The organism is Chryseosolibacter histidinae, assembly GCF_018598225.1.
In the GTDB taxonomy this organism is placed as follows: Bacteria; Bacteroidota; Bacteroidia; order Cytophagales; family Cyclobacteriaceae; genus Chryseosolibacter; species Chryseosolibacter histidini.
In genome coordinates, this window is the sequence record NZ_JAHESF010000029.1 from 33,663 (window position 1) to 54,183 (window position 20,521).

Below are 20,521 nucleotides of genomic sequence, written 5' to 3' on the forward strand. Positions count from 1 at the left end.
CGAAATACGAGGTACGTAGACCCCCTTCGATCAGAGCTCCATTTCGTACCTCGTAAATCGTACCTCGTACTAACCTACTCTTGTTTTACGCAGCGGAATCCTATATTAGAGGTTCCGCTGTCGAAGGCGGTGGCCTGGCGGGCGCTGGGCCTGTAGTTGGAGCAGTAGTTGCCGGCGCAGAGGAATGATCCGCCCTTGCTCACACGCTTCAAGGCAAAAGGCTCATCGGGATCGTAAGGTCTGTCAGGGCCATGCGGATTGATGCTGATGGCTGCGGCTGACAACGTTTTATAATAATTGACATCGTACCAGTCGCTGGTCCATTCCCATACATTGCCGGTGATATCGAAGAGGCCGTAGTCGTTGGCTGGAAACTTTTTAGCGGGTGAGGTTCCTTCGAAGCCATCTTCATTGAGGTTCCGCGAAGGAAAGCTGCCCTGGAATGTGTTGGCGAGAAATTTTCCTTCGGGGTTCAGTTCGTTTCCCCAGCTGTAACGTTCCTGCGCCCTGCCCCCGCGTGAGGCAAACTCCCATTCCGCTTCAGTGGGTAAACGTTTGCCGCTCCACGCGCAATAGGCCAGTGCGTCTTCATAGGCGATGTGCACCACCGGATGGTCCCACCTTCCGTTCAGGTCGCTGCCAGGCCCTTCAGGATGTTTCCAGTCGGCGCCAGGTTGCCACTTCCACCATTGCGAATAGTCGTTCAGCATCACAGGCTCTTGCGGCGCGACAAACACCAGCGAGCCTGCCACCATCACGCTGTCGGGAGGTTTGGGCGTGCCGGGAGGCAGTTGTTTTTTGAGCTCGTTCCAGTCGGGCTTGCGCTCCGCTACTGTGACATACCTGGTTGCTTCTGTAAATTTTTTGTATTGCTCGTTCGTGACTTCTGTGGCATCCATCCAGAACCCGTCAACCCTCACCAAATGCGCAGGACGTTCATGCGCATAAGACTCCGGATCGTCTGTTCCCATGATAAATTCTCCTCCCGGAATCCACACCATTCCTTCCGTACCGGTTTGTTTGTCAGCAGCATGTCGACCGGACTTGCCTTTGTCACAGGAGCATACCATCACCACAAGCATCAGCCATGCGCCCGCTAACGAAAAAATACTTTTTATCATCGATAAAAATTTCCCCGCTGAAGATAGCGCTACGACAATAAAATACAAAATTTGTAAATTGAATGGTCTCAGCTGGGAAGCCCATCATGCTTCATTAAGCTTCCCTTCGTTCGAAGACCTCTCCGTCCCTGACTCCTTACTCCTGGCTCCTTTTTCTCTATTCACTCCTCAACGAGTCCACCGGATTGGCCAGCGCTGCTTTCACTGCCTGAAGACTGACGGTGGCCAGCGCGATCACAAGTGTGCACAAGCCGGCGACCGCAAATACCTGCCAGCCGATGGCGGTATGATAGGCAAATCCTTCCAGCCAGAAGCTTGCAAAAATATACGCCAGGGGAGAAGCCACGATCAGGGCGATGACGATCAGTTTTACAAATTCTCCCGACAGCAAACCGATGATACCAGTAGCGGTGGCACCCAGCACCTTGCGGATGCCGATCTCTTTTGTCCTGGATTCAGCGAGCGCGGTTACCAACCCGAACAATCCGAGGCAGGCGATGATAATAGCCAGTACGGTGAAGCAGGAGAACAGTTTCTGGAACCTCGCCTCCGTGGCATGGAGCTTCGACATGTATTCATCCTGGAAGGTGTACTCGAATGGTTTTTCAGGATTATGCTTCGCCCAGATATTTTCGATCTCGCGGAGGGTCTTTCCAAAATTTTGTGCCTGAACTTTCAGGAAAAAAGTGGCGCCGTTGTTTACTTCGAGAATAAATCCAAAGGGTTTGATCTCTTCATGGAAAGATGTGAAGTGAAAATCTTTCACAACACCCACAATGGTGACATCGCGTGTTGTGCCGTTCTCGTCATCCCACAGAAGCCGCTGACCGATGAACGGTTCTTCCAGGCCGAATTGCCGGGCCGCTTTTTCATTGATGATGATGGCAGTGGAATCAGAAGGGAACTGGTTTGAAAAATTCCGGCCTTCTTTCAGCTCCATCTGCAGCGTGGGGATGAATGCGTAGTCTATCCGCATAAAATTCAACGTGATCCGATTGCCTGCCGTCTTGGGACTCACACCGACGGTTGAATTTTGAGATCCGAAAATGCCGTCAGCGCGGGCGATATTGCTGATGCCGCCTATTTTTCTCATGTCTTCCACCATGGCTTCGGGGCTGCCCGTGCCTCCACGCACATTGGGCAGCATCAGGATATTTTCCTGGTTAAAGCCCAGTTTTTTCTGACGCATAAAATCCAGCTGTGCCGTGATGATCAGTACACCGATAACAAGCGTTGTAGAGACCACGAACTGGAATACCACGAGGGCCCGGCGCAGATTGATACCGCTTTGTGAGCCGAAGAATCGTCCCCTCAGCACTTTTAAAGGATCGAATGCGGAAAGATAAAATGCCGGGTACAATCCAGCGCATACACCGATGAGCAACGCGGTAGCCGGAAGTATGATGGTAACGTATTTGCTTTGCGCAGGGAAAGCAGCGAGATCGTGTCCAGTGATTCCCGACGCCACGGGCAGCAGCAACGTAGTGATGATCACAGAAAGCCCGAGCGCTGCCAGCACCATCACCATGGATTCGAACAGGAACTGACGAATCAGCAGCGACCGGCGCGCACCAGTCACTTTTCTGACGCCCACCTCTTTTGCCCGCTTCGCCGCGTGTGCTGTGACCAGGTTCACATAATTGATGCCCGCGATCAAAACGACAAATACTGCGATAGCGATCAGGATGTTTACATAAGTGATGTCACTGTTGGTGGAGGGCTCCCACCGAAGATTCGACTTCAGGTGAATGTCTGTAAGGCGCTGAATGTAGTACCGGTTGTTGCTTTCAGGCTGATGTTTTTTAAAAAGCGTTTTTACATTCTGTTCAAAGTTGCTGGCATCGGTTCCGGGATGCAGGCGCGCATAAGTGTAGAACGTGTACCGGTTCCAGTCTATGTCGGGGTTTCTGCCGCTCTGAAAAGGTATCAGCACATCGAAGGTAAGGTGTGAATTGTCAGGCACATCTTTCAGCACGCCGGAGACCGTGTAGTCGGTACCGTTGTTGATGTTGATGCGGATGACTTTGCCGATGGGATCCTCTTCACCAAAATATTTTCTGGCAGTGGTTTCCGTCAGCAATATGGAGTGAACCCCGTTGAAAGGATTTTCACTGCTTCCGGCTACGAATGGAAAATCGAATACTTTGAAAAAATTGCTGTCCAGGCGCAGCACGTTCAGCTCGTAGAATTTTTTGTCCTTGTACTGAAACAGGTTTATCCTGTTCCAGTTCGGAAAGATCCGGGTGACTGCCTTCACTTCCGGCAGTGTTTCGCGAATGGCACGCGCGAGTGCCGGAGGCGTAGTGGCATCCGGGACCACCGAACCATCATTGTTGACGAAATCTTTGACGATGCGATACACCTCTCCGGGATGATGGTGGAACCGGTCATAGCTGAACTCTCTTTCCACAAAAAGGGCGATCACCGTAAAACACGATAAGCCCAGGGCCAGTCCGGCGATGTTGATGAATGAAGAAGTTCTGTTCTTCACAAAACTCCGGAGCACGATCTGAAGATAGTTCTTGAGCATAGGTTTCTTTTTTTATTCGTTTCGTAAGGCGTCAACAGGATTGGCCATGGCAGAGGTGATAGACCTGATGCTGACCGTAGCCATGGCAACGAGCAGGGCAACGATCCCCGCGGTCATGAACACCTCCGCCCCCAGATCGATGCGGTAGGCGAAATCCTGGAGCCATTGCTGCATGAAGTAATAGGCCACCGGCACGGCAATGAAACAGGCTACAATGATCAGGGTAAGGAATTCTTTTGAAAGCATGTTCACGATGCTGGGCACCGAAGCACCGAGAACTTTCCGGATGCCGATCTCTTTGGTACGGCTCTCTACGGAATATGAAACAAGGGCGAACAATCCCAGGCAGGCGATGGAAAGTGATACGGCCGAAAATACCAGGAAGATCGCGGAGAACCGTTGCTCTGCCCGGTACTGGTCTTCAAGACTGTCTTCTGCAAATTCGTAGTCAGGCACGCTGTTGGGGAAATATTTTTTCCATGCCCGCATCACCAGCGCCAGGTTTGTGTCCATACTCCCGTTCAGGCGTACGGCGATCCGTGAAAAGCTGCCGTTGAGCAGGTACAGGCACGTAGGTTCTATTTTTTGCTGGAGGGAGCTGTAATGAAAATCCCTGACCACGCCGATGATCCTGCCCTCGCGGCCGCGGTAGCTGAAGTATTTTCCGATGGCCTGGTTGGGATCGTCGTAGCCATACGTGCGGGTGGTGGCCTCGTTCACAATAAAACCCATCGCCGAGTCTGCAGCATTCCCTTCAATGAAATTGCGTCCGGCCACGAGCTTCATGCCATATACATCGAGGTAATGGTGATCCACGCGAACGCTGTAGACAGTGGCGTTGACCTTTTTACCGGCGGCATCTTCTGAGACAGCCACAGCGTTGCCGAGGCCGCCGGCGATCATGGAGTTCGACCTTGCCATGCCCGTCACCAGTGGACTCGCCTGCAGCCCCGCGGCAAAGGCCTCAAACCCGGACACCACCTGAATGTCTCCATTCGTTTTCAGCACCAGCAAATTGTCCTTGTCGAAGCCCAGGTCTTTTTCGTGCATGAAATGGAGCTGAAGCTGCACCACCAGGATGCCGGTGATCAGTACAATGGTGATCGCATACTGCACCACAACCAGGCTCTTGCGCAGCCAGACACCCGTTGTGCCGGTGCGGAACTGACCCTTTAAAATGTTGACCGTCCGGAAAGATGACAGCGCAAGCGAAGGATAGAGACCTGAAAGCAACCCTACACCAGAAGCAATGGCCAGCAATGCACCCATGGTGGAAGCTGTGTAGAGCGTTGTGATCACCTTGCCCGTCAAATCTTCGAAGAGGGGGCGCGCCAGCTCCATCCACGCGATGGCTACCAGCAATGAGGCTACCGCCAGCAGCCACGATTCGATGAGATGCTGGGCGATGAGCTGGGCCCTGAAGGCACCCATTACCTTGCGTACGCCCACTTCCTTGAACCGGTCGGCGGCATAGGCGGTGGAAAGGTTGATATAATTGATGCAGGCCAGCAGCAACACGATAAGCCCTGTTGTTCCGAAGATCAGCACATAACTCATGCTGCCGGTAGGACTCAGCTCGTAGCGCAGGCGTGATCTCAGGTGAATGTCTGTAAGCGCCTGCAGAAAATAGGCATAATGAAACTTGTACTGTTTCGTTCGTAAGCCCATATACTTCTCCAGGAAGGCCGGGAACTTCGCCTCGAGCTGCCGGGCATCAGCGCCAGGCCGGGTGAGCACGTAAGTGTAATAGCTGTTATCGAACCATCCCTCGTTGGTAAACAGTTGCGGACGAACCGCTGAAAGGGTGCTGAAGGAGAACAGGAAATTATAACTGAAGTGTGCATTGCGGGGCGCATCTTCAACAATTCCGGTGACCTTGTATGGGGCCCCGCTTCCATTCGGATCGAACAGATAGATCAGCAGTGATTCGCCGAGCGGATCTTTCTGGCCGAAATATTTGGTGGCCATGCTTTCGGTGAGGATGACGCTGTAAGGTTCCCGTAAGGCGGTGGCTGCATCGCCCCTGAGCAGTTTGAAGCTGAAGATGTTGAAGAAGGAGGGATCCACTCCCAGGATATCGTCTTCCACGAACTGTTTGTCGCCCACCCTTACAATGGCATCGTTGATATCGATGCGAAGCACGTCTTCCACTTCGGGCAGATCGTTTTTCATGGCCGGCGCGAGGGGAACGCAGGTCACAGCCTGGTCGAATTGCCCGGACTCGTCTGTGAACGTGGCGCCCACGCGGAAGATCCGTCCCGCGTTTTTATGGAACCTGTCGTAGCCGAGCTCATCTTTCACCCACAGTGCTATGAGCGTAAAACAGGCAAGCCCTATCGACAGGCCAAGGATATTAAGAATGGCGTATGACCTGTTCTTGATCAGGTGCCGTACCGCAGAAATAAAAAAGCTTCTGAGCATAGGCCATGGGTTGATGTGTATTATTCATTCCTCAATGATCTCACCGGGTTTTCCCAGGCTGCCTTGAAGGATTTGTATCCAACCGTCAGAAAAGCGATGAGCAGCGAAAGCCCACAGGCTACAACGATCGTCACCCAGCCGATATCGACCCTGTATGCGAACGTCTGAAGCCATTGATCCAGCGCAAGGATGGCGAGCGGCGTAGCCAGCAGAAAGCCCAGCAATACCAGGCGCAGGTAGCTCGATGAGATCATGGTCACGATCTGGCTCACACTCGCGCCAAGGGCTTTACGGATGCCGATCTCTTTCCGGCGCTGCTCCGTCATAAACGATACCAGCGAGAACAGTCCCATACAAGCCAGGCAGATAGAGACCACGGTGGCAATGGTGAAGAGCTGCCCGCGTTTGGTATCCTGCCTGTAAAAATTCGCGAGCTTCTCGTCGAGGAAATTATATTCCATGGGCTCGTCTGGATCGACAAGGTGCAGCGCGCTTTCCATACTTTTCAGTGCAGCCTGCCAGTCGCCGGCTTCCAGTCGTACGCTGAAATAATCGATGCTGTGAATGGGATTGTTCCTGTAGGCGATCAGTAGTGGGGCGATCTTCTGGTGCAGCGACTGAAAATGAAAGTCTTTTACTATGCCGATGATCTTGCCTTTGAAGGGCCGTTCCAGGGGCCGGAAATTGACGGAGTAATTGACTCGCTCAATAGAGACAGGTGCATTCAATGGATCGGCCAGCCCCAACTGCTTTGCCGCGGTTTCATTGATCAGGAAGGACAAAGAGTCTACGGAATTATTGCTTGAAAAATTCCGTCCGGCAACAAGGGGTACCTCGTATGTACGAAGGAAATCTTCATCGGCGCCGATAAAATAAAGATCCTGGATAGCTTGTGACTCCGGCGCAGTAAGGCCCACCTGTGGAAGGTTCTTCCATTCACCGGGTACCCTGGAGGTGACACAAACATTTTTAACAAGAGGAATATTGGCAATTTCATTTTTGATCGTCTCAAAGCCTCTTCTTTGCAGGCCACTATTGATATCAAGCACCACCAGCTGGGTTTCCCTGAAGCCGAGCTCGGCGTTCCTGACAAAGGCCAACTGTCGCTGTGCGATGAGTGTGGCGAAGATCAGCCCGATTGATAATGCGAATTGGAACACGACAAGCCCCTGCCTGAGCGGACTGTTCTTGCTGCCCGCAACAGACGCACCTTTGATCGCCAATGCCGGCTTGAACTTCGAAAGATAAAATGCCGGATAGCTTCCTGAGAGCACGCCGGTGAGCAAAATGAATATGATGAGTACCACGAGCACGCGCGGCTCCCACAAGAGCTCAGGGGAGATCTGTTTCCCGACAAATGTGTTGAAAGAGGGAAGCAGCACGTTGATGACGCCGAGCGCCAGGATCAGTGCGGTAAAGCTGATCAGGTTGGATTCGCAGATGAACTGCCAGATCAGGTTATGCCTGGCGGCACCGGCCACTTTTTTAACACCTACTTCCTTACCACGGGTGATGGAGAGCGACGTAGATAAGTTGATGTAGTTGATACAGGCGATGAGCAATATAAAAAGGCCGACGGCGGAAAAAATGTACACGTAGTAGATCTCTCCAGGGGCCGGGTCGAAGCCACCGCGAATTCCGGCAGAATTAAAATGAATGTCCTTCAGCGACTGCAGGCCGAATGTTGTTTTGTTGGTCTGTGCGTCGCGGTTTTTGTTAACGCCTGCAGTGACGGACTTCGCCAGCGCTTCGGTATTGGTTTCTTCCTTTACCAGGATATATGTACCAAAAGAGTTAGATGTCCAGTCGGCGGCATAATCCTCACGGAACCAGTCCATGCCAACAATGCTTGCGAACGAGAATATCACATTGAAGTTAAGGTGTGAGTTGGAGGGAAAGTCTTCGAGTACCGCGGTGACCCTATAAGGTTGCTTATCTTCTTCAACGTCGATAAGCCTGCCCGCTACATCCGTTCTTCCGAACAGTCGCTCCGCTGTTGAACGGGTAAGCACCAGGGTATGTGATTCACGAAGCGCGCCTTCGCTTGTGCCATGCAGTACTTTGAAATCGAAAACATCGAAGAAAGACTGATCGCCGGCCGTGAATGCTTCAAGGCTCTTGTTCTGATTCTCCGGGTTTGTAATAATAAGCCTGCCGAACGAGGCCAGGCGCACTGCGCTTTCGATAGCAGGTAGTTGCTCTTTCAGTGTTGCCACCTCGAAGGGAACACTGGCCATTTGTGTTGTAACTCCCTCAGCAGAAGTTTCGGTTTCTGTTACGCGATAGATCCTGGAAGCCTTGCTGTGGAACCGGTCGAAGCTCAGCTCGTCATGCGCGTAGAGTCCGATGAAGAGCACACAGACAAGACTGAGGGTGAATCCGAATAAGTTGATGCCGGTGTATTGCCTGTGCTTGAGTAAGAACCTTGACGCGATCCTGATGTTTCTGAGAAGCATGAATAGGTTTGTTTTGAGTGGTAACGGTGAGTGCACAGCCAACTATCAGTCCAAAACAAAAACTGCCTTTCTGCCTTCCATGGCGCATTTTTTTGACCCGGTCCTGTGCGTTTGTGATCGAAACTGTTCGTCACCGCACGGTGTCAAAATGTGATGATTTCCTTTTTGGCCCGACATGCCAAGCGCTCGCTTCGTGGTTAATGTTTAAAGCGTACAGGCTCCCAATGACGTGCTTTCAGGAGGCTCCTACGGGGCCCGAACATGAACCAACTTCGATTCTATAAACAGGGAGCTCCATCCGGAGCTGAAACGCATCTTGCTCCGCAGGAGCATCCTGTCTATAGGCTTGGTATGTGGGAAGAAATGCGCCACGTTCGATCATGATCAATGCCGCGCATGTTCATGGCGCATTCCGCAGAATCCATGATTTATCATTAATCCTGAAACTCAATTAATCCCGGTTAAATCCGGGCGTTTCTTTATGCGTAGGCTAATGGCCAATGAGAATAGGGCACAGTTTTTTGACATCATGAAGGTAGAATTACAGGATCATCAGCAGGCGGACTGCCTTGACGGTGATCGAAAGCCAGACTTTAAAACATTACTACGATGAAAAAGAAAGATAAACCGGCAGACACCACCCAAGACAGGAAACGCAACGATAAGTTGAACAGCGCTGAGCACGAAAAGGAAAAAAAACTTCCCGGCGATTATCCCCCTGAGGAAGACATCATGAACCGCAGGGATACCGAGCGTGTCGGGTTTGATGGGGAGAACTTTTCCCGGGCACTGGGTCCTGAAAATATGAACAAGAGAAACGAGCCTGTGGTCACCGGCCGCAATGAGATCTTCGATCCCCCGGCAACCCTGGGAGATGTCGATGACCTCGAGCAGTCACCGGCAGGAGAAATGGAGAGACCGGTGCCGAGAGACCTCGGCCTGGATGAAGATGATATGGACCTTGCAACCGGTAACGAGTCTGACGTTACCCGCGAAGATCTTGAAGCCCTCGGCCCGAAAGACCTGAGCCTCGACATGGGCGACGATGAGGAACTGAAGAACAGGGTCTGGCCCGTAGACATGGCGGGGGAAGATCTCGACGTTCCCGGTGCCGAGCTCGACGACCGGAACGAAGCCATTGGCTCTGAAGACGAAGAGAACAATTCATACAGCCTCGGTGGCGACCGGAACGAAGACAACCTCGAGGGAAAATAGCTGCGAGTAACAAGTTACGAGCCGCGAGAAGTTTCGAGACCTGGATGGGAGGCCGAACCTTCTCGAAACTCATCGCTCGCAACGCGTAGCTCCTTACTTCGTTGTTCCTGCGTAGGTCTGACGAATGATCTTTCCCGGCATTGGTTCAGGAGGCTTCTCGCAGCTCATAGCTCACAGCTCGTGACTCTACTCGTACCGGAGGGTATTCGACGGGTTGCTCATCGCCGCCCTGATGGTTTGTGTACTTACGGTGACAAGAGCGATCAGGATGGCCGTAAATGCCGCGAGCACATAGAGCCATACGTTGAGGCCAATGCGATACGCAAAAGTGTCCAGCCACTGATCCATAAAATACCATGCTACCGGCCAGGCTATCAGGTTGGCGATGACTACCAGCACAATGATCTCGCGCGACAACAGCTGAACGATATTCAGCACCGATGCACCAAGCACTTTGCGGATGCCGATCTCTTTTATGCGCTGCAGTGTGTTGAACGTGGCCAGGCCGAATAACCCGAGGCACGCAATAAAAATGGCCAGCCCTGAAAAGACCGTGAAAAGTTGTCCCTGCTTCTGCTCAGCATTATACAACTGCTGGTATTGCATGCTCAGGAAACTGTATTCAAACGGTCTGTGTGGAATGAATTCTTTCCATACTTTTTCGATGTGCTGAAGCCCACCCTGCATTTTATCACCCGCGATCTTTATCGAGAGTCTGCTGCCGGCTTTTTTGGGCAGGGGCTGGAATACCATTGGAACGATCGATTCATGCAACGATTCGAAATGGAAATCCTTCACAACACCGATCACCCTGCCTTTAATACCGCCGTACTGAAAATCCCTGGTCAGGATCTCTTCGGGAGTCATGCCAATCATTTTAACAGCAGATTCATTGAGCACAAAGGCAAGCGAATCGTCGGTTTTGATCGTTTTTGAGAAATTCCTTCCTGTTACAAAATCCACCTCATACGTATTGAAGAAGTCGGTGTCAACACGAATATTCTTCAATACCACATCGGTGTTGGCCAGCGAATCTCCCTTTTGGACTTGGGCAGTTCCCTGGGAATCCAGTAGCCTTCCCGTAGGTGTTCTGCTGGAGCGGCTAACGTTCCGGATGGAGGTCTGTTTCAGCAGTTCGTTGTAAAAAGCGTCGTACGAAGATGCGAGCTCGCCGAAGAAGCGCAAGGTCACCACCTGGTCTTTGTTGTAGCCGAGGTCGCGGTTATTCAAATATTGCAGCTGCTGGTGTGTGATCATGGTGGCGATGATGAGCACGATGGAAATGGAGAACTGGGCCACCACCAGGAATTTCCGAAGCCCGGCCTTTCCTTTTGCCGAGCCCTGTTGTCCTTTCAGGATCAGCGCAGGTTTGAAACCTGAGATCACAAAAGCCGGATAAATGCCGGCAAGCACGCCCACAACAAGGGCAAAGATCAACAGGCCCGCAAAGAGTGCCCAGTGACCGCTGATGTCCAGAGTCAGCGATTTTGACGTGAAGCTGTTGAGCCATCCGATCGCCAGAAACGCGAGGCCAACGGAGAGTACCAGCGCAAATAACGCAATGAGTACTGACTCGCTCAAGTACTGGCTGATCAGCTGATTTCTGAAAGCGCCGGCCACTTTCCGCATGCCCACTTCCTTGGCACGTTTGGTGGCCCTGGCAGTAGAGAGGTTGATAAAGTTGAAACAGGCGATGAGGATGATGAACAACCCGATCACACCCATCATGTATACATTCTTGATGTCGCCGTTGCTCTCCATTTCGGAGTCGAGATGCGAGTGCAGGTGAATGTCGGTGAGCTTCTGTAAGTACAGGTGCGTCCAGGTTGACGGGGCCGGTGCGTCGGGACCATCCACGGCGCTCATATGCTTATCCAGGAAGGCGGGAAACTGCCGCTCGGTCTCCTGCTTGTTGAACGTCTCCTTCACCAGCACATACGTTCCGAACGAATTGTTTCCCCAGTTGCGCTCCAGACCCTGCCGTCCGTAGATCGTGCTGTCATTTAAAGTGGAGAAAGACAATAGCACGTTCGGATGCCAGTGCGACTGTGCAGGAAAATCTTTGAAGACACCGCTGACCACCACATCGTACTGGTTACCCAGCTTCAGCGTTTTTCCCACCGCGCTTTCACTGCCAAAATATTTTTGTGCGGTTTTTTCAGACAACATGATATGGAAGGGATCGTTCAGTGCCTTGTCAGGACTGCCTTCAATTACCGGTATGGTGAACACGTTGAAGATCTCGGGCTCCGCATAAAATGAGTTGTCTTCGTTAAAGGATTTTTTTTCTTCCCCGTTTTCCTGGTAAGCCAGCAGAAAACGCCCGGGCAGCGTGCGCACTACCTCCTCGAAGTCAGTGAAGTCATTTTTAAGCAGCGGGCCAAAAGGTGGCGCTACATGCCCCAGGTGAAGGTTCACCGATCCATCAGGCGAAAGGAAATCGCGGGTGACACGATAGATGCGGTCCGCATTCGTATTGTACCGGTCATAGCCAAGCTCGTCGGCGATGTACATAAAGATCATCAGGCTGCAGCACATGGCCAGCGCGAGTCCTGAAATGTTGATGAAGGAGCTCAGCTTGTTTCGCAGTATGGAGCGAAGCGCAACTTTAAAATAGTTTCTGATCATGGGTGGTAATTTTTTTTTGCGTGGTACATGGGTCAGGAGATATGCGTCTAGACATGACTCCCTTTTTTGGCATTGGTTACACGCAAAGACCGTACATTTTGCGGGAGGTTGCTTCCAAACCCGGAGAAGGCACCTTTTTGAAGGATGTCATCCCTCTTGTCGTCCCTGAATGTCCGGTTATAAAGGTGACATTGTTCAGAAGCGAACTATTTATTTATTTTTGACCTTGCCATTAAACCGGCTACCCCAAACCTATGATCAGACGCCTTTTGCTGTTCCAACTTCTTTTTTTCATCGCCACGGAAGGCATCTCCCAGGCAGGCAACGACAGCCTTATTGCCGTGCTGGTGAAAGAGATCGGTCGCAAGGAGGTTTACGAGAACCGGAAGCAGGAGATGATTGAAAAACTGACGCGCGCATTGACCGACATCAACCAGCTGAGCGACGCAGCACAGTTCGCGCTGTACAATGACCTGTATCATGCGTATAAAACTTTCATTTACGATTCGGCTTTCAAATATTCGCAGAAATTAATTGAAACATCTTACAGGCTCAACGACAAGACAAAGATCGGCTATGCCAGGATCAAGCTCGGGTTTATCCTCATCTCGTCCGGTATGTTCAAGGAGACGTTCGATTCCCTGAAGGTGGTGGAAGTGCGCTACCTGCCAGACAGCTCTCGCGTGGATTATTACAGGCTTCTCGCACGCGCGTATTCAGACCTGATGGTTTATAACAAGGATGCTTTTTACCGGGAGCATTACAAACAGCTCGACAGCAACTACATGGACTCGGCGCTTCAAGGGTGCAAGCCCGGATCTTATTTTCACTATTACCTGCTGGCCGTGAAGAACCTGCACGAGGGAAAGCACCGGGAAGTTATCCATACCGTGGAAGAGTTGATGCAACGCCACACACTGACTCATCCGCAGCTGGCCATGAACTATTATGACCTGGGCGCTGCATACCTTGCCCTGGACGAACCCGATAAGACGATCCGGTATACCGTGCTTTCATCCTTATCGGATATCCGGGCATCGACCAAAGAGACGGCAGCCATGTATACGCTCGCCAGGCTGCTGTACAAAAAAGGCGATATCGAACATGCTTACATTTTTATCAACCAGGCGCTGGATGACGCTGAATTCTACGGCGCGCGTCAACGTAAGGTCGAGATCGGTTCTATTCTGCCATTGATCGCCGCGGCACGTCTCAACAGTGTGGAAGGACAGCGGCGGATCTGGCTTACTTATTCAGCAGGACTTACGGTGCTGGCCGCGCTCGTGGTGATCTTCTCGGTTATTATCTTCAAGCAGCTCAAGAAACTGAAGGCAGCCGAAGCCGTCATTATCAAAGCCAACGCCAACCTCCAGGAGATCAACCAGAGACTGCTGGAGGCCGACAAGATCAAGGAAGAATACATAGGATATTATTTCAGCAACAACTCCGAATACATCAACAAGATCGAATCGTTCAAGAAAAATATCGACCAGAAGATCCAGTCCAAAAAATTTGAAGATATCAGGTTCCTGGTCAATGGCATCAATCCATCCCACGAACGTGAAGAATTGTATGTTAATTTCGATAAGATCTTCCTGAAGCTTTTCCCCGACTTCGTGAGCATTTTTAACTCCTATTTCAAACCTGAAGACCGGATTGTTCCCAAAGAAACCCAGTTACTGAACACCGAGCTTCGCATCTTTGCGCTGATCAGGCTGGGCATCCACGATCCGGAGAAAATTGCGAGGATCCTCGGTTATTCGCTGAACACCATCTACGCTTATAAGAACCGCGTCAAAAGTAAATCTGTGGTACCCAATGACCAGTTTGAGCAAAAGATCATGGGGATCAAAACCGTTTCGTTGCTCAAAAGCTGATATTGGTTTTATATTTTTCGCCGCAACGGTGTGAAGTAAAAGTCACACAATCAATATGTTGCATGTTTCCATGCACGAATATTTTTATATTTTACGTTTACAAATTGCCTTCGGCATAGCGCTTTTATTGTTTTGTTAGGGTTCGTCAACCTGTTGGCTACTATACTTTTTGTTTACCCTTAATGCCCACGGCTTTTTATGATCAAAACGGCAGTCACCGCAACAACACCATCCAGGAAAATTGAATTTATCGGAGCCCACAAAGACGATTCTATTGTCATCGGCAACTACGGCGACGTTCAGTTCGTTGCCAAAGGAAATTTTGATCTTTCAGGACTGATCTATTGCGGCAAGAATACCGTGGAGTTCAATGTGGAAGGTGACGGCACCGTAGCTTTCAAGGGCGTTTGTAAAAAATTAATGATCCGGGGTATTCGCGGCAACTGCACGCTTGACCTCAGCAACCTCTCCAGCCAGGTGGTATGGTGCGAATCTGTCAAGGGCAACGCCATCGTCACACTGGGGCCTACCAAACTGATCGAGCTGATCAGCCTCGACAATGATGCTGTCGTAAAATACGGCGGCAAACCCGTGCTGCTGAACTACACGCTGAAGGGCAACTCTCGTATTGAGGGGTGGAAAGGTTAAAAGAAGCCAGGAGCCAGGAGTAAGGAGTCAGGAGGGGAGTGTGCGTCTTTCCGATCTTGCTCTTTGTTTAGAAAGAAACAGGCTCTACTGAAGTAGAAGTCAGGCCGTGGAGTGTTCCGTCATTCAGAGCGCAGCAATTGTGTGGGTATGCGGGAGCGAAGAATCCCCCTGAAAACAGCGTGCATCAGCAAAGGCATGCGTACGCAGTAAGTTTCCAAAGGATCCATCCCTCGCTCCATTGCTAAACCATCCGTCTTCCGAATAGAGCATGCTGTGGACCGTGGACTGTGGACCATTTTCTCACTAACTTTAGGCATGCGCCTGCTTTTCCTGTTCGTCATTTTATTTCCATTCGCCGTCAGGGCACAGTATGCCGGGCAGCGAACCTATTGCAATCCGATGGATATCGGCTATCGTTACAATTTCGAGCAGCTGAACGAGCAGATCTCTTATCGATCTGGTGCAGATCCGGTGATCGTCAACCACAAGGGTGAGTATTTTCTTTTTGTTACTATCTCCGGAGGATGGTGGCATTCCAAAGACCTGGTGAACTGGAATTACGTGGTGCCTGACAAGTGGCCCATGGAAGACATGTGTGCCCCGGCGGCGATGTCGGTTCACGATACCTTGTATCTGTTCCAGTCGACTTTCGACAAGCGACCGATCTTTTACACCACCACGCCTGAAAATGGCAAACTACATTTTTACAATCGCTGGCTTCCCCAGCTGCCGAAGGATGTAGGGCCCTGGGATCCGGCCTTGTTCTATGATGAGGAGCTGGACAAGTGGTACATGTACTGGGGCTCATCCAATGTTTATCCACTCTACGGAAGCGAGCTCGATAAAAGTAAACGCCTGAAATATAAAGGCGATTACAAGGGATTGATCTACCTGCATCCGGAAGAACATGGATGGGAACGGTTTGGGCCGGATCATACGTCAGGCATCAAACCTTTTACGGAAGGAGCGTGGATGACCAAGCACAACGGAAAATACTACCTGCAATATGGTGCGCCTGGCACAGAATACAACGTTTATGCTAATGGCACGTATGTGGGCGACCATCCCCTCGGACCGTTCACTTACGCACCGTACAATCCTGTGTCGTACAAGCCGGGAGGTTTTGTTACCGGGGCTGGCCATGGCAATACTTTTCAGGATAACTATGGCAACTACTGGAATACCGGTACCCCCTGGGTTGCAGTGAACTGGAATTTCGAACGACGCATCGCCATGTTCCCGGCAGGATTCGACCGGGATGGACAGATGTTTGCCAACACAAGGTTTGGCGACCTGCCGCACTACCTGCCCACCCGGAAATGGGAAAGCAAGGACGAGCTATTCACAGGATGGATGCTGCTATCGTACAGGAAGCCGGCCACGGCATCATCTGAACGCGATACTTTCAACGTTGCCAGGATCACTGACGAGAACCCGCGCACGTTCTGGGTGGCAAAAGAGAACAGGGAAGGGGAGTGGATCACGATCGACCTTCAGAAAGAATCGCAGGTGAATGCGCTGCAGGTGAATTACACTGATTACAAGTCTGATATCTACGACGGTACCGATCCGAAGATCTACACCCAGTTCAGGATCTACCATTCGCGCGATGGAAAACAATGGGAGAAGATCGTAGACCTCACCGGCGAAAAACGCGACCGGCCCAACGCATACCTCGAACTGAAGAAACCGGTGACAACGCGATACATCAAATATGAGCACGTTTACGTTGCCTCACCCAACCTGGCCATCAGCGACATTCGTGTTTTTGGAACAGCGCCCGGAAAAGCGCCCGCAACGCCCTCGAAATTTACCGTCAGGCGGGATACAGATCCACGCAATGCTTTCGTAGACTGGCAGAAAGTACCCGGCGCCACCGGCTACAACATCCTCTGGGGAATCGCCCCGGACAAGCTCTATCAAACCTACCAGACCTGGGCCGATGCACCTACTACCAAAGAGATCAGGGCGCTCTCAAAAGGCGTGAGCTATTATTTCGTCATCGAAGCGTTTAATGAGAGCGGGGTTTCGAAGACGACTCCGGTTGTATTTGTAAAGTAGGTTTGAAATGCATTTCCCGCAGAGTCCGCTGATAAGGCGCAGATAATGTATTTTAAAGATCTGCGTTAATCTGCGAGATCTGCGGGAACCATACCCGCTCTACTTCAGCACAACAACCGATGTATCATTGATCTTCTTCGCTTCTGAATCACCGATTTTCCAGTTCTCATCGAAGTAACCCTCAGCCACCACGTTCTTCAGCGTTCCTTTGAACAGCACATAGTCTTTTAATCCAGGTACCTCTGCGAAGGAAGGAGGGAAGCGATAGTTTTGTTCCTGGGGGCCGTTCCACCAGGGCAGGCCCGAGCTGACCGTAACATAGTGGCCATCGATGGGAAAGACATAGAACAGTCCGTGGTCGCTGGCCTGGGCTGTATTGAGATGCAGCGGAAGACGGTCCTTCAGTTTATCGATCACCAGGTTTGTTTCTTTTGTTCCGAAGAGGATCAGGTTGCAGCTTTCAAGATCGCTGGGCCTCACATCTTTGTCGGCAACGATGCGGGGGAAGAACATGATCCTGCCCAGGAATGCATTGCGATAGAACGACCAGTTAGCAGCCTGTGTGGCTACTTCGGCCCTGGCTTTTTGCTCCGTTTCTGAAGGGCTGCCCGCGGTTCCATAAACATAGATATGGCGGCTGGCGAACGCTTCACGGATAGGTCCTTCTGCGCCGGGTCTCTTCGCCACAGGTGCCGGCTCGTATTTGGAGGCGTTCCATTTTCCATCTTGCAACACAAATGAAGGCGACTCCCCTGTGGCCTTCACCTTGTTGCCGTTGAGCGTTATTTGTAAAGGCTGGCCTGCCTTGAACTTCGGGTGACCCTTGAGGCGAAGCGTGAATGCATCCAGCGCAGTGGTTGTAATGTCGAGCTGGTTGGGGGCGGTGAATTTAGCATCGATGCTGGTCAGTGTGCCCGGAGTTAATTTGTCGAACGTTACCCAGTATGCGCTGTTGTATTTGTATTGTGTTGAGCTGAACCTCACCCTGTCGGGGAAACGATTCCTCTTGAACTGGCTGAACCAGCCGAAGATGAACTCATCCTTGTAGGCATTTTCCCAGCTGTTGTGATTCACGCCCGGATATTCGATGTATTCAACCTTGCTTCCCAGCTCTTTCAGTTTTTTAACCCAGTCGCGTGATACGGCCACCGGCACGGCCGAGTCCTGGTCGCCATGAAAAAAGTGTGCGGGTACATTCAGTGCATTGCCCGCAAGGTCGTCTGTACCTTTCGGGGGCGCCGGGCAAACCGGGGCGATGGCTGCCCAGATATCGGGGCGGGTCATGCCGATCCACAGTGTGCCCCCACCACCCATGGAGAGACCTGTGAGATAGGTGCGGTCTTCATCGATGCTGAAGCGCTTCTTTACATCGGCCAGCACATCGTAAACATCTTTTTCAGGAATGCCCTGATACCCTGCGGTGCCGCGGGCGTAGGGCGAAGCAACGATGTAGTCAACATCCTTCCATTCTGGGAAATAGCGTGTAGCCTCCACATCGTTTTCGCCGTTGGCATTGCTCTTGCCGAAGACCCTGCGCAGCGCCAGGCGGTGATTGGAGCCAGCGCCATGCAGCATGATCACCAGCGGATATTTTTTCTGCGGATCGTAGTTCTTCGGAAGATACAAACCATAAGGCTGCTCAGTATCGTCAGCATCAGAAAAGAAAGTAAGCACCTGCGGACCGGGAGAAAGCTTCTGGCTGAAAGTTTCTGTCACCGCGAGGAGGATAAGGAGGAGAAGAATTTTAGTAGACTTCATAGCGATTCAGGTTATTTCAGGAATGTAGTCAATTTTTTTGAAAAGGAGTAAGAAAGGAACGCAAGCCGCCCTTCGCCTGAACGGAAATCCCGCCAGCGAAATGAGGTGATGACATTTGTCAGCTTTTATAAACAACCCGGTACCATGAATGACCACCGTACATCCAAAAAGGCGTGAAAATACGTCAGTATCCAGTCAATGATAAAATTTTCCTGGAAATGACTTTTGTCATGGGCGGAGGCTTTTTGCGTGGATGATATTTGCGTCGTGAAAATGAAAAATGATGAGGGGATTTCCAGTGCTAATTGTAAAGCGATCTACCATCCAGGGTTGGATGCATGTAGTGTCGCAATGTGAGGCTCAGCTCGCATCAGCAACCAACATTGTTGAACGAATGGTGAACGGCGAGTGGCAGGTGGGCGATCAAGCGTCCGGGGAGAGCGGGAAACTAATACAAGCGTTGTATCGGCTGAGCGATCGATTACAAAAGATTGCCAGTGAGGAAGGCCAACGGGCGTGGGCAAACGAAGGGTTAGCTAAATTTATGAATGTACTTCGGCAGCGTGGCAGCACGACTCAACTGGCTGACGAAATCATGCGGTTTATTATCAAATACCTTGAGGTCAACCAGGGTGCGTTGTATTTGTCCGAGGGAGAAGGAGCGGATACTTTTTTGGAAATGAAAGCATGTTATGCGTACGAACGCAAGAGATACATTCAGCATCGGGTAAACCCCGGAGAAGGTCTTGTTGGACAGGCGGCGTTGGAGAAAGAGACATTATATCTTAAAGACATTCCCCGCAATTACATCAAGATTACCTCAGGCCTTGGTGAAGCCTTGCCAGGTAATTTGGCCATTGTCCCATTGATGAACGATGGCTTCGTTGTTGGTGTGCTGGAGATAGCCAGCTTTCAATCGCTCACCCGTCATCAACTGACGTTTCTCGAAAAAGCGGGAGAAAGTATTGCGTCGGTGCTTGTCGCCAGGCAGGCAGCTGACAAGCTCCAACATCTCGTTGATGCAATGCAGCACCAGGCTGCGTTACTCAAAGAGCAGGATGCTACGATGCGACGGAACCTTGAACAATTAGCGGCATCTGAAGAGGAGATGAAGCGCGCTAAGGTCAATGCTGAGCGCTTGCTGGTGGAGTCGCAGGAACAAACACAACGACTGGTTACACAAGAGGAGGAATTGCGGCAGAATTTGGAGCAGATGGACGCACAAAGCGAAGCAATTCAGGAACAAATACGGAATTCGGAGCGAATACGTAAGGAGTTGGCGACACGCGAGGAGGTGTTCGGTTATACCACGATTCTTTCCGAAACCGATAAATACGGAAACATTATCTATGTAAACGACAAATTCTGCGAGGTGAGCGGTTTCGCGCGTGAAGAGCTTATTGGTAAACCACAAAATATTGTACGGCATCCCGATACGCCCAAGGAAGTTTTCAAAGCTATGTGGGCTACGATCAAAGCAGGTAACGTATTTAATGGCATTATCAAAAACCGGTGCAAAGACGGATCACACTATTGGGTAGACGTAACGATTGTTCCCGTTAAAGACGAAAATGGTGCGATTGTTAAATACATCGGCGCACGCTATCACATTAAAACGGATGCGCTGGCCCAGCAACTGGTTGATCTCACGACCAAAGCTGCATAAAGGCGTTAAGAAAATGGGAAAAGGAGTAAGGAGTAAGTAGGCCTCGATCGGCGCGCGGGTTTGCCTGCAAGAATTAGCTCGAATGAGGCAGAAGGTGAGCATGAAAAAAACGCTTCACCTTTCGATAAAGCGTTTCGCTA

Annotated in this window: 11 protein-coding genes; 5 read left to right on the forward strand and 6 right to left on the reverse strand. The window is 51.1% G+C overall.

Features of this window, described 5'->3' with window-relative positions; translation table 11 throughout:
- Window positions 1–74: 74 nt before the first annotated feature.
- The 4 genes from KK083_RS22900 to KK083_RS22915 all read right to left on the reverse strand — a co-directional run bounded on the left by KK083_RS22900 (window position 75) and on the right by KK083_RS22915 (window position 8,528).
- A complete protein-coding gene (locus tag KK083_RS22900; protein WP_254167909.1) occupies window positions 75–1,121 on the reverse strand; it encodes a formylglycine-generating enzyme family protein in 1,047 nt (348 codons plus the stop codon).
- A gap of 157 nt (window positions 1,122–1,278) precedes the next feature.
- A complete protein-coding gene (locus KK083_RS22905; RefSeq protein WP_254167911.1) occupies window positions 1,279–3,651 on the reverse strand; it encodes an ABC transporter permease in 2,373 nt (790 codons plus the stop codon).
- A gap of 12 nt (window positions 3,652–3,663) precedes the next feature.
- The gene (locus KK083_RS22910; RefSeq protein WP_254167913.1) at window positions 3,664–6,072 is read right to left on the reverse strand and encodes an ABC transporter permease; all 2,409 of its coding nucleotides are present in this window, start codon (window positions 6,070–6,072) and stop codon (window positions 3,664–3,666) included.
- A gap of 20 nt (window positions 6,073–6,092) precedes the next feature.
- Window positions 6,093–8,528 carry an ABC transporter permease gene (locus KK083_RS22915; RefSeq protein WP_254167915.1) on the reverse strand — a complete coding sequence of 812 codons (2,436 nt, stop codon included), beginning with the start codon at window positions 8,526–8,528 and terminating at the stop codon, window positions 6,093–6,095.
- Window positions 8,529–9,137: 609 nt separating this feature from the next.
- Here KK083_RS22915 and KK083_RS22920 point away from each other — a divergent pair.
- Window positions 9,138–9,743 (forward strand): hypothetical protein, encoded by a 606-nt coding sequence (locus tag KK083_RS22920; RefSeq protein ID WP_254167917.1) that lies wholly within the window; start codon window positions 9,138–9,140, stop codon window positions 9,741–9,743.
- A gap of 186 nt (window positions 9,744–9,929) precedes the next feature.
- Here the strand turns inward: KK083_RS22920 and KK083_RS22925 are convergent, their stop codons facing one another.
- Window positions 9,930–12,371 (reverse strand): ABC transporter permease, encoded by a 2,442-nt coding sequence (locus KK083_RS22925; protein ID WP_254167919.1) that lies wholly within the window; start codon window positions 12,369–12,371, stop codon window positions 9,930–9,932.
- A 254-nt stretch (window positions 12,372–12,625) separates the two neighbouring features.
- Between KK083_RS22925 and susR the strand changes: the two genes are divergently transcribed.
- The 3 genes from susR (at window position 12,626) to KK083_RS22940 (ending at window position 16,957) form a co-directional block, all read left to right on the forward strand.
- Entirely contained in the window at window positions 12,626–14,248 is a 1,623-nt protein-coding gene (susR, locus tag KK083_RS22930; RefSeq protein WP_254167920.1) for a SusR family glycan utilization regulator, read from the forward strand.
- Window positions 14,249–14,446: 198 nt separating this feature from the next.
- Window positions 14,447–14,896: a hypothetical protein gene (locus KK083_RS22935; protein ID WP_254167921.1), complete on the forward strand. Its 450-nt coding sequence runs from the start codon at window positions 14,447–14,449 to the stop codon at window positions 14,894–14,896.
- A 315-nt stretch (window positions 14,897–15,211) separates the two neighbouring features.
- Window positions 15,212–16,957 carry a family 43 glycosylhydrolase gene (locus tag KK083_RS22940; protein ID WP_254167922.1) on the forward strand — a complete coding sequence of 582 codons (1,746 nt, stop codon included), beginning with the start codon at window positions 15,212–15,214 and terminating at the stop codon, window positions 16,955–16,957.
- 99 nt (window positions 16,958–17,056) lie between these two features.
- Here the strand turns inward: KK083_RS22940 and KK083_RS22945 are convergent, their stop codons facing one another.
- A complete protein-coding gene (locus KK083_RS22945) occupies window positions 17,057–18,715 on the reverse strand; it encodes a carboxylesterase family protein (protein ID WP_254167923.1) in 1,659 nt (552 codons plus the stop codon).
- Window positions 18,716–18,995: 280 nt separating this feature from the next.
- On the opposite strand from KK083_RS22945, the gene KK083_RS22950 reads away from it, so the two are divergent.
- Window positions 18,996–20,381: a PAS domain-containing protein gene (locus tag KK083_RS22950; protein WP_254167924.1), complete on the forward strand. Its 1,386-nt coding sequence runs from the start codon at window positions 18,996–18,998 to the stop codon at window positions 20,379–20,381.
- The last annotated feature ends 140 nt before the right edge of the window (window positions 20,382–20,521 follow it).

Excerpts from the sequence above, each read along its gene's own strand:
- KK083_RS22900 (WP_254167909.1), bottom strand. The coding sequence starts at position 1,121 with ATGATAAAAAGTATTTTTTCGTTAGCGGGCGCATGGCTGATGCTTGTG.
- KK083_RS22905 (WP_254167911.1), bottom strand. The coding sequence starts at position 3,651 with ATGCTCAAGAACTATCTTCAGATCGTGCTCCGGAGTTTTGTGAAGAAC.
- KK083_RS22910 (WP_254167913.1), bottom strand. The coding sequence starts at position 6,072 with ATGCTCAGAAGCTTTTTTATTTCTGCGGTACGGCACCTGATCAAGAAC.
- KK083_RS22915 (WP_254167915.1), bottom strand. The coding sequence starts at position 8,528 with ATGCTTCTCAGAAACATCAGGATCGCGTCAAGGTTCTTACTCAAGCAC.
- KK083_RS22920 (WP_254167917.1), top strand. The coding sequence starts at position 9,138 with ATGAAAAAGAAAGATAAACCGGCAGACACCACCCAAGACAGGAAACGC.
- KK083_RS22925 (WP_254167919.1), bottom strand. The coding sequence starts at position 12,371 with ATGATCAGAAACTATTTTAAAGTTGCGCTTCGCTCCATACTGCGAAAC.
- susR (WP_254167920.1), top strand. The coding sequence starts at position 12,626 with ATGATCAGACGCCTTTTGCTGTTCCAACTTCTTTTTTTCATCGCCACG.
- KK083_RS22935 (WP_254167921.1), top strand. The coding sequence starts at position 14,447 with ATGATCAAAACGGCAGTCACCGCAACAACACCATCCAGGAAAATTGAA.
- KK083_RS22940 (WP_254167922.1), top strand. The coding sequence starts at position 15,212 with ATGCGCCTGCTTTTCCTGTTCGTCATTTTATTTCCATTCGCCGTCAGG.
- KK083_RS22945 (WP_254167923.1), bottom strand. The coding sequence starts at position 18,715 with ATGAAGTCTACTAAAATTCTTCTCCTCCTTATCCTCCTCGCGGTGACA.
- KK083_RS22950 (WP_254167924.1), top strand. The coding sequence starts at position 18,996 with ATGATGAGGGGATTTCCAGTGCTAATTGTAAAGCGATCTACCATCCAG.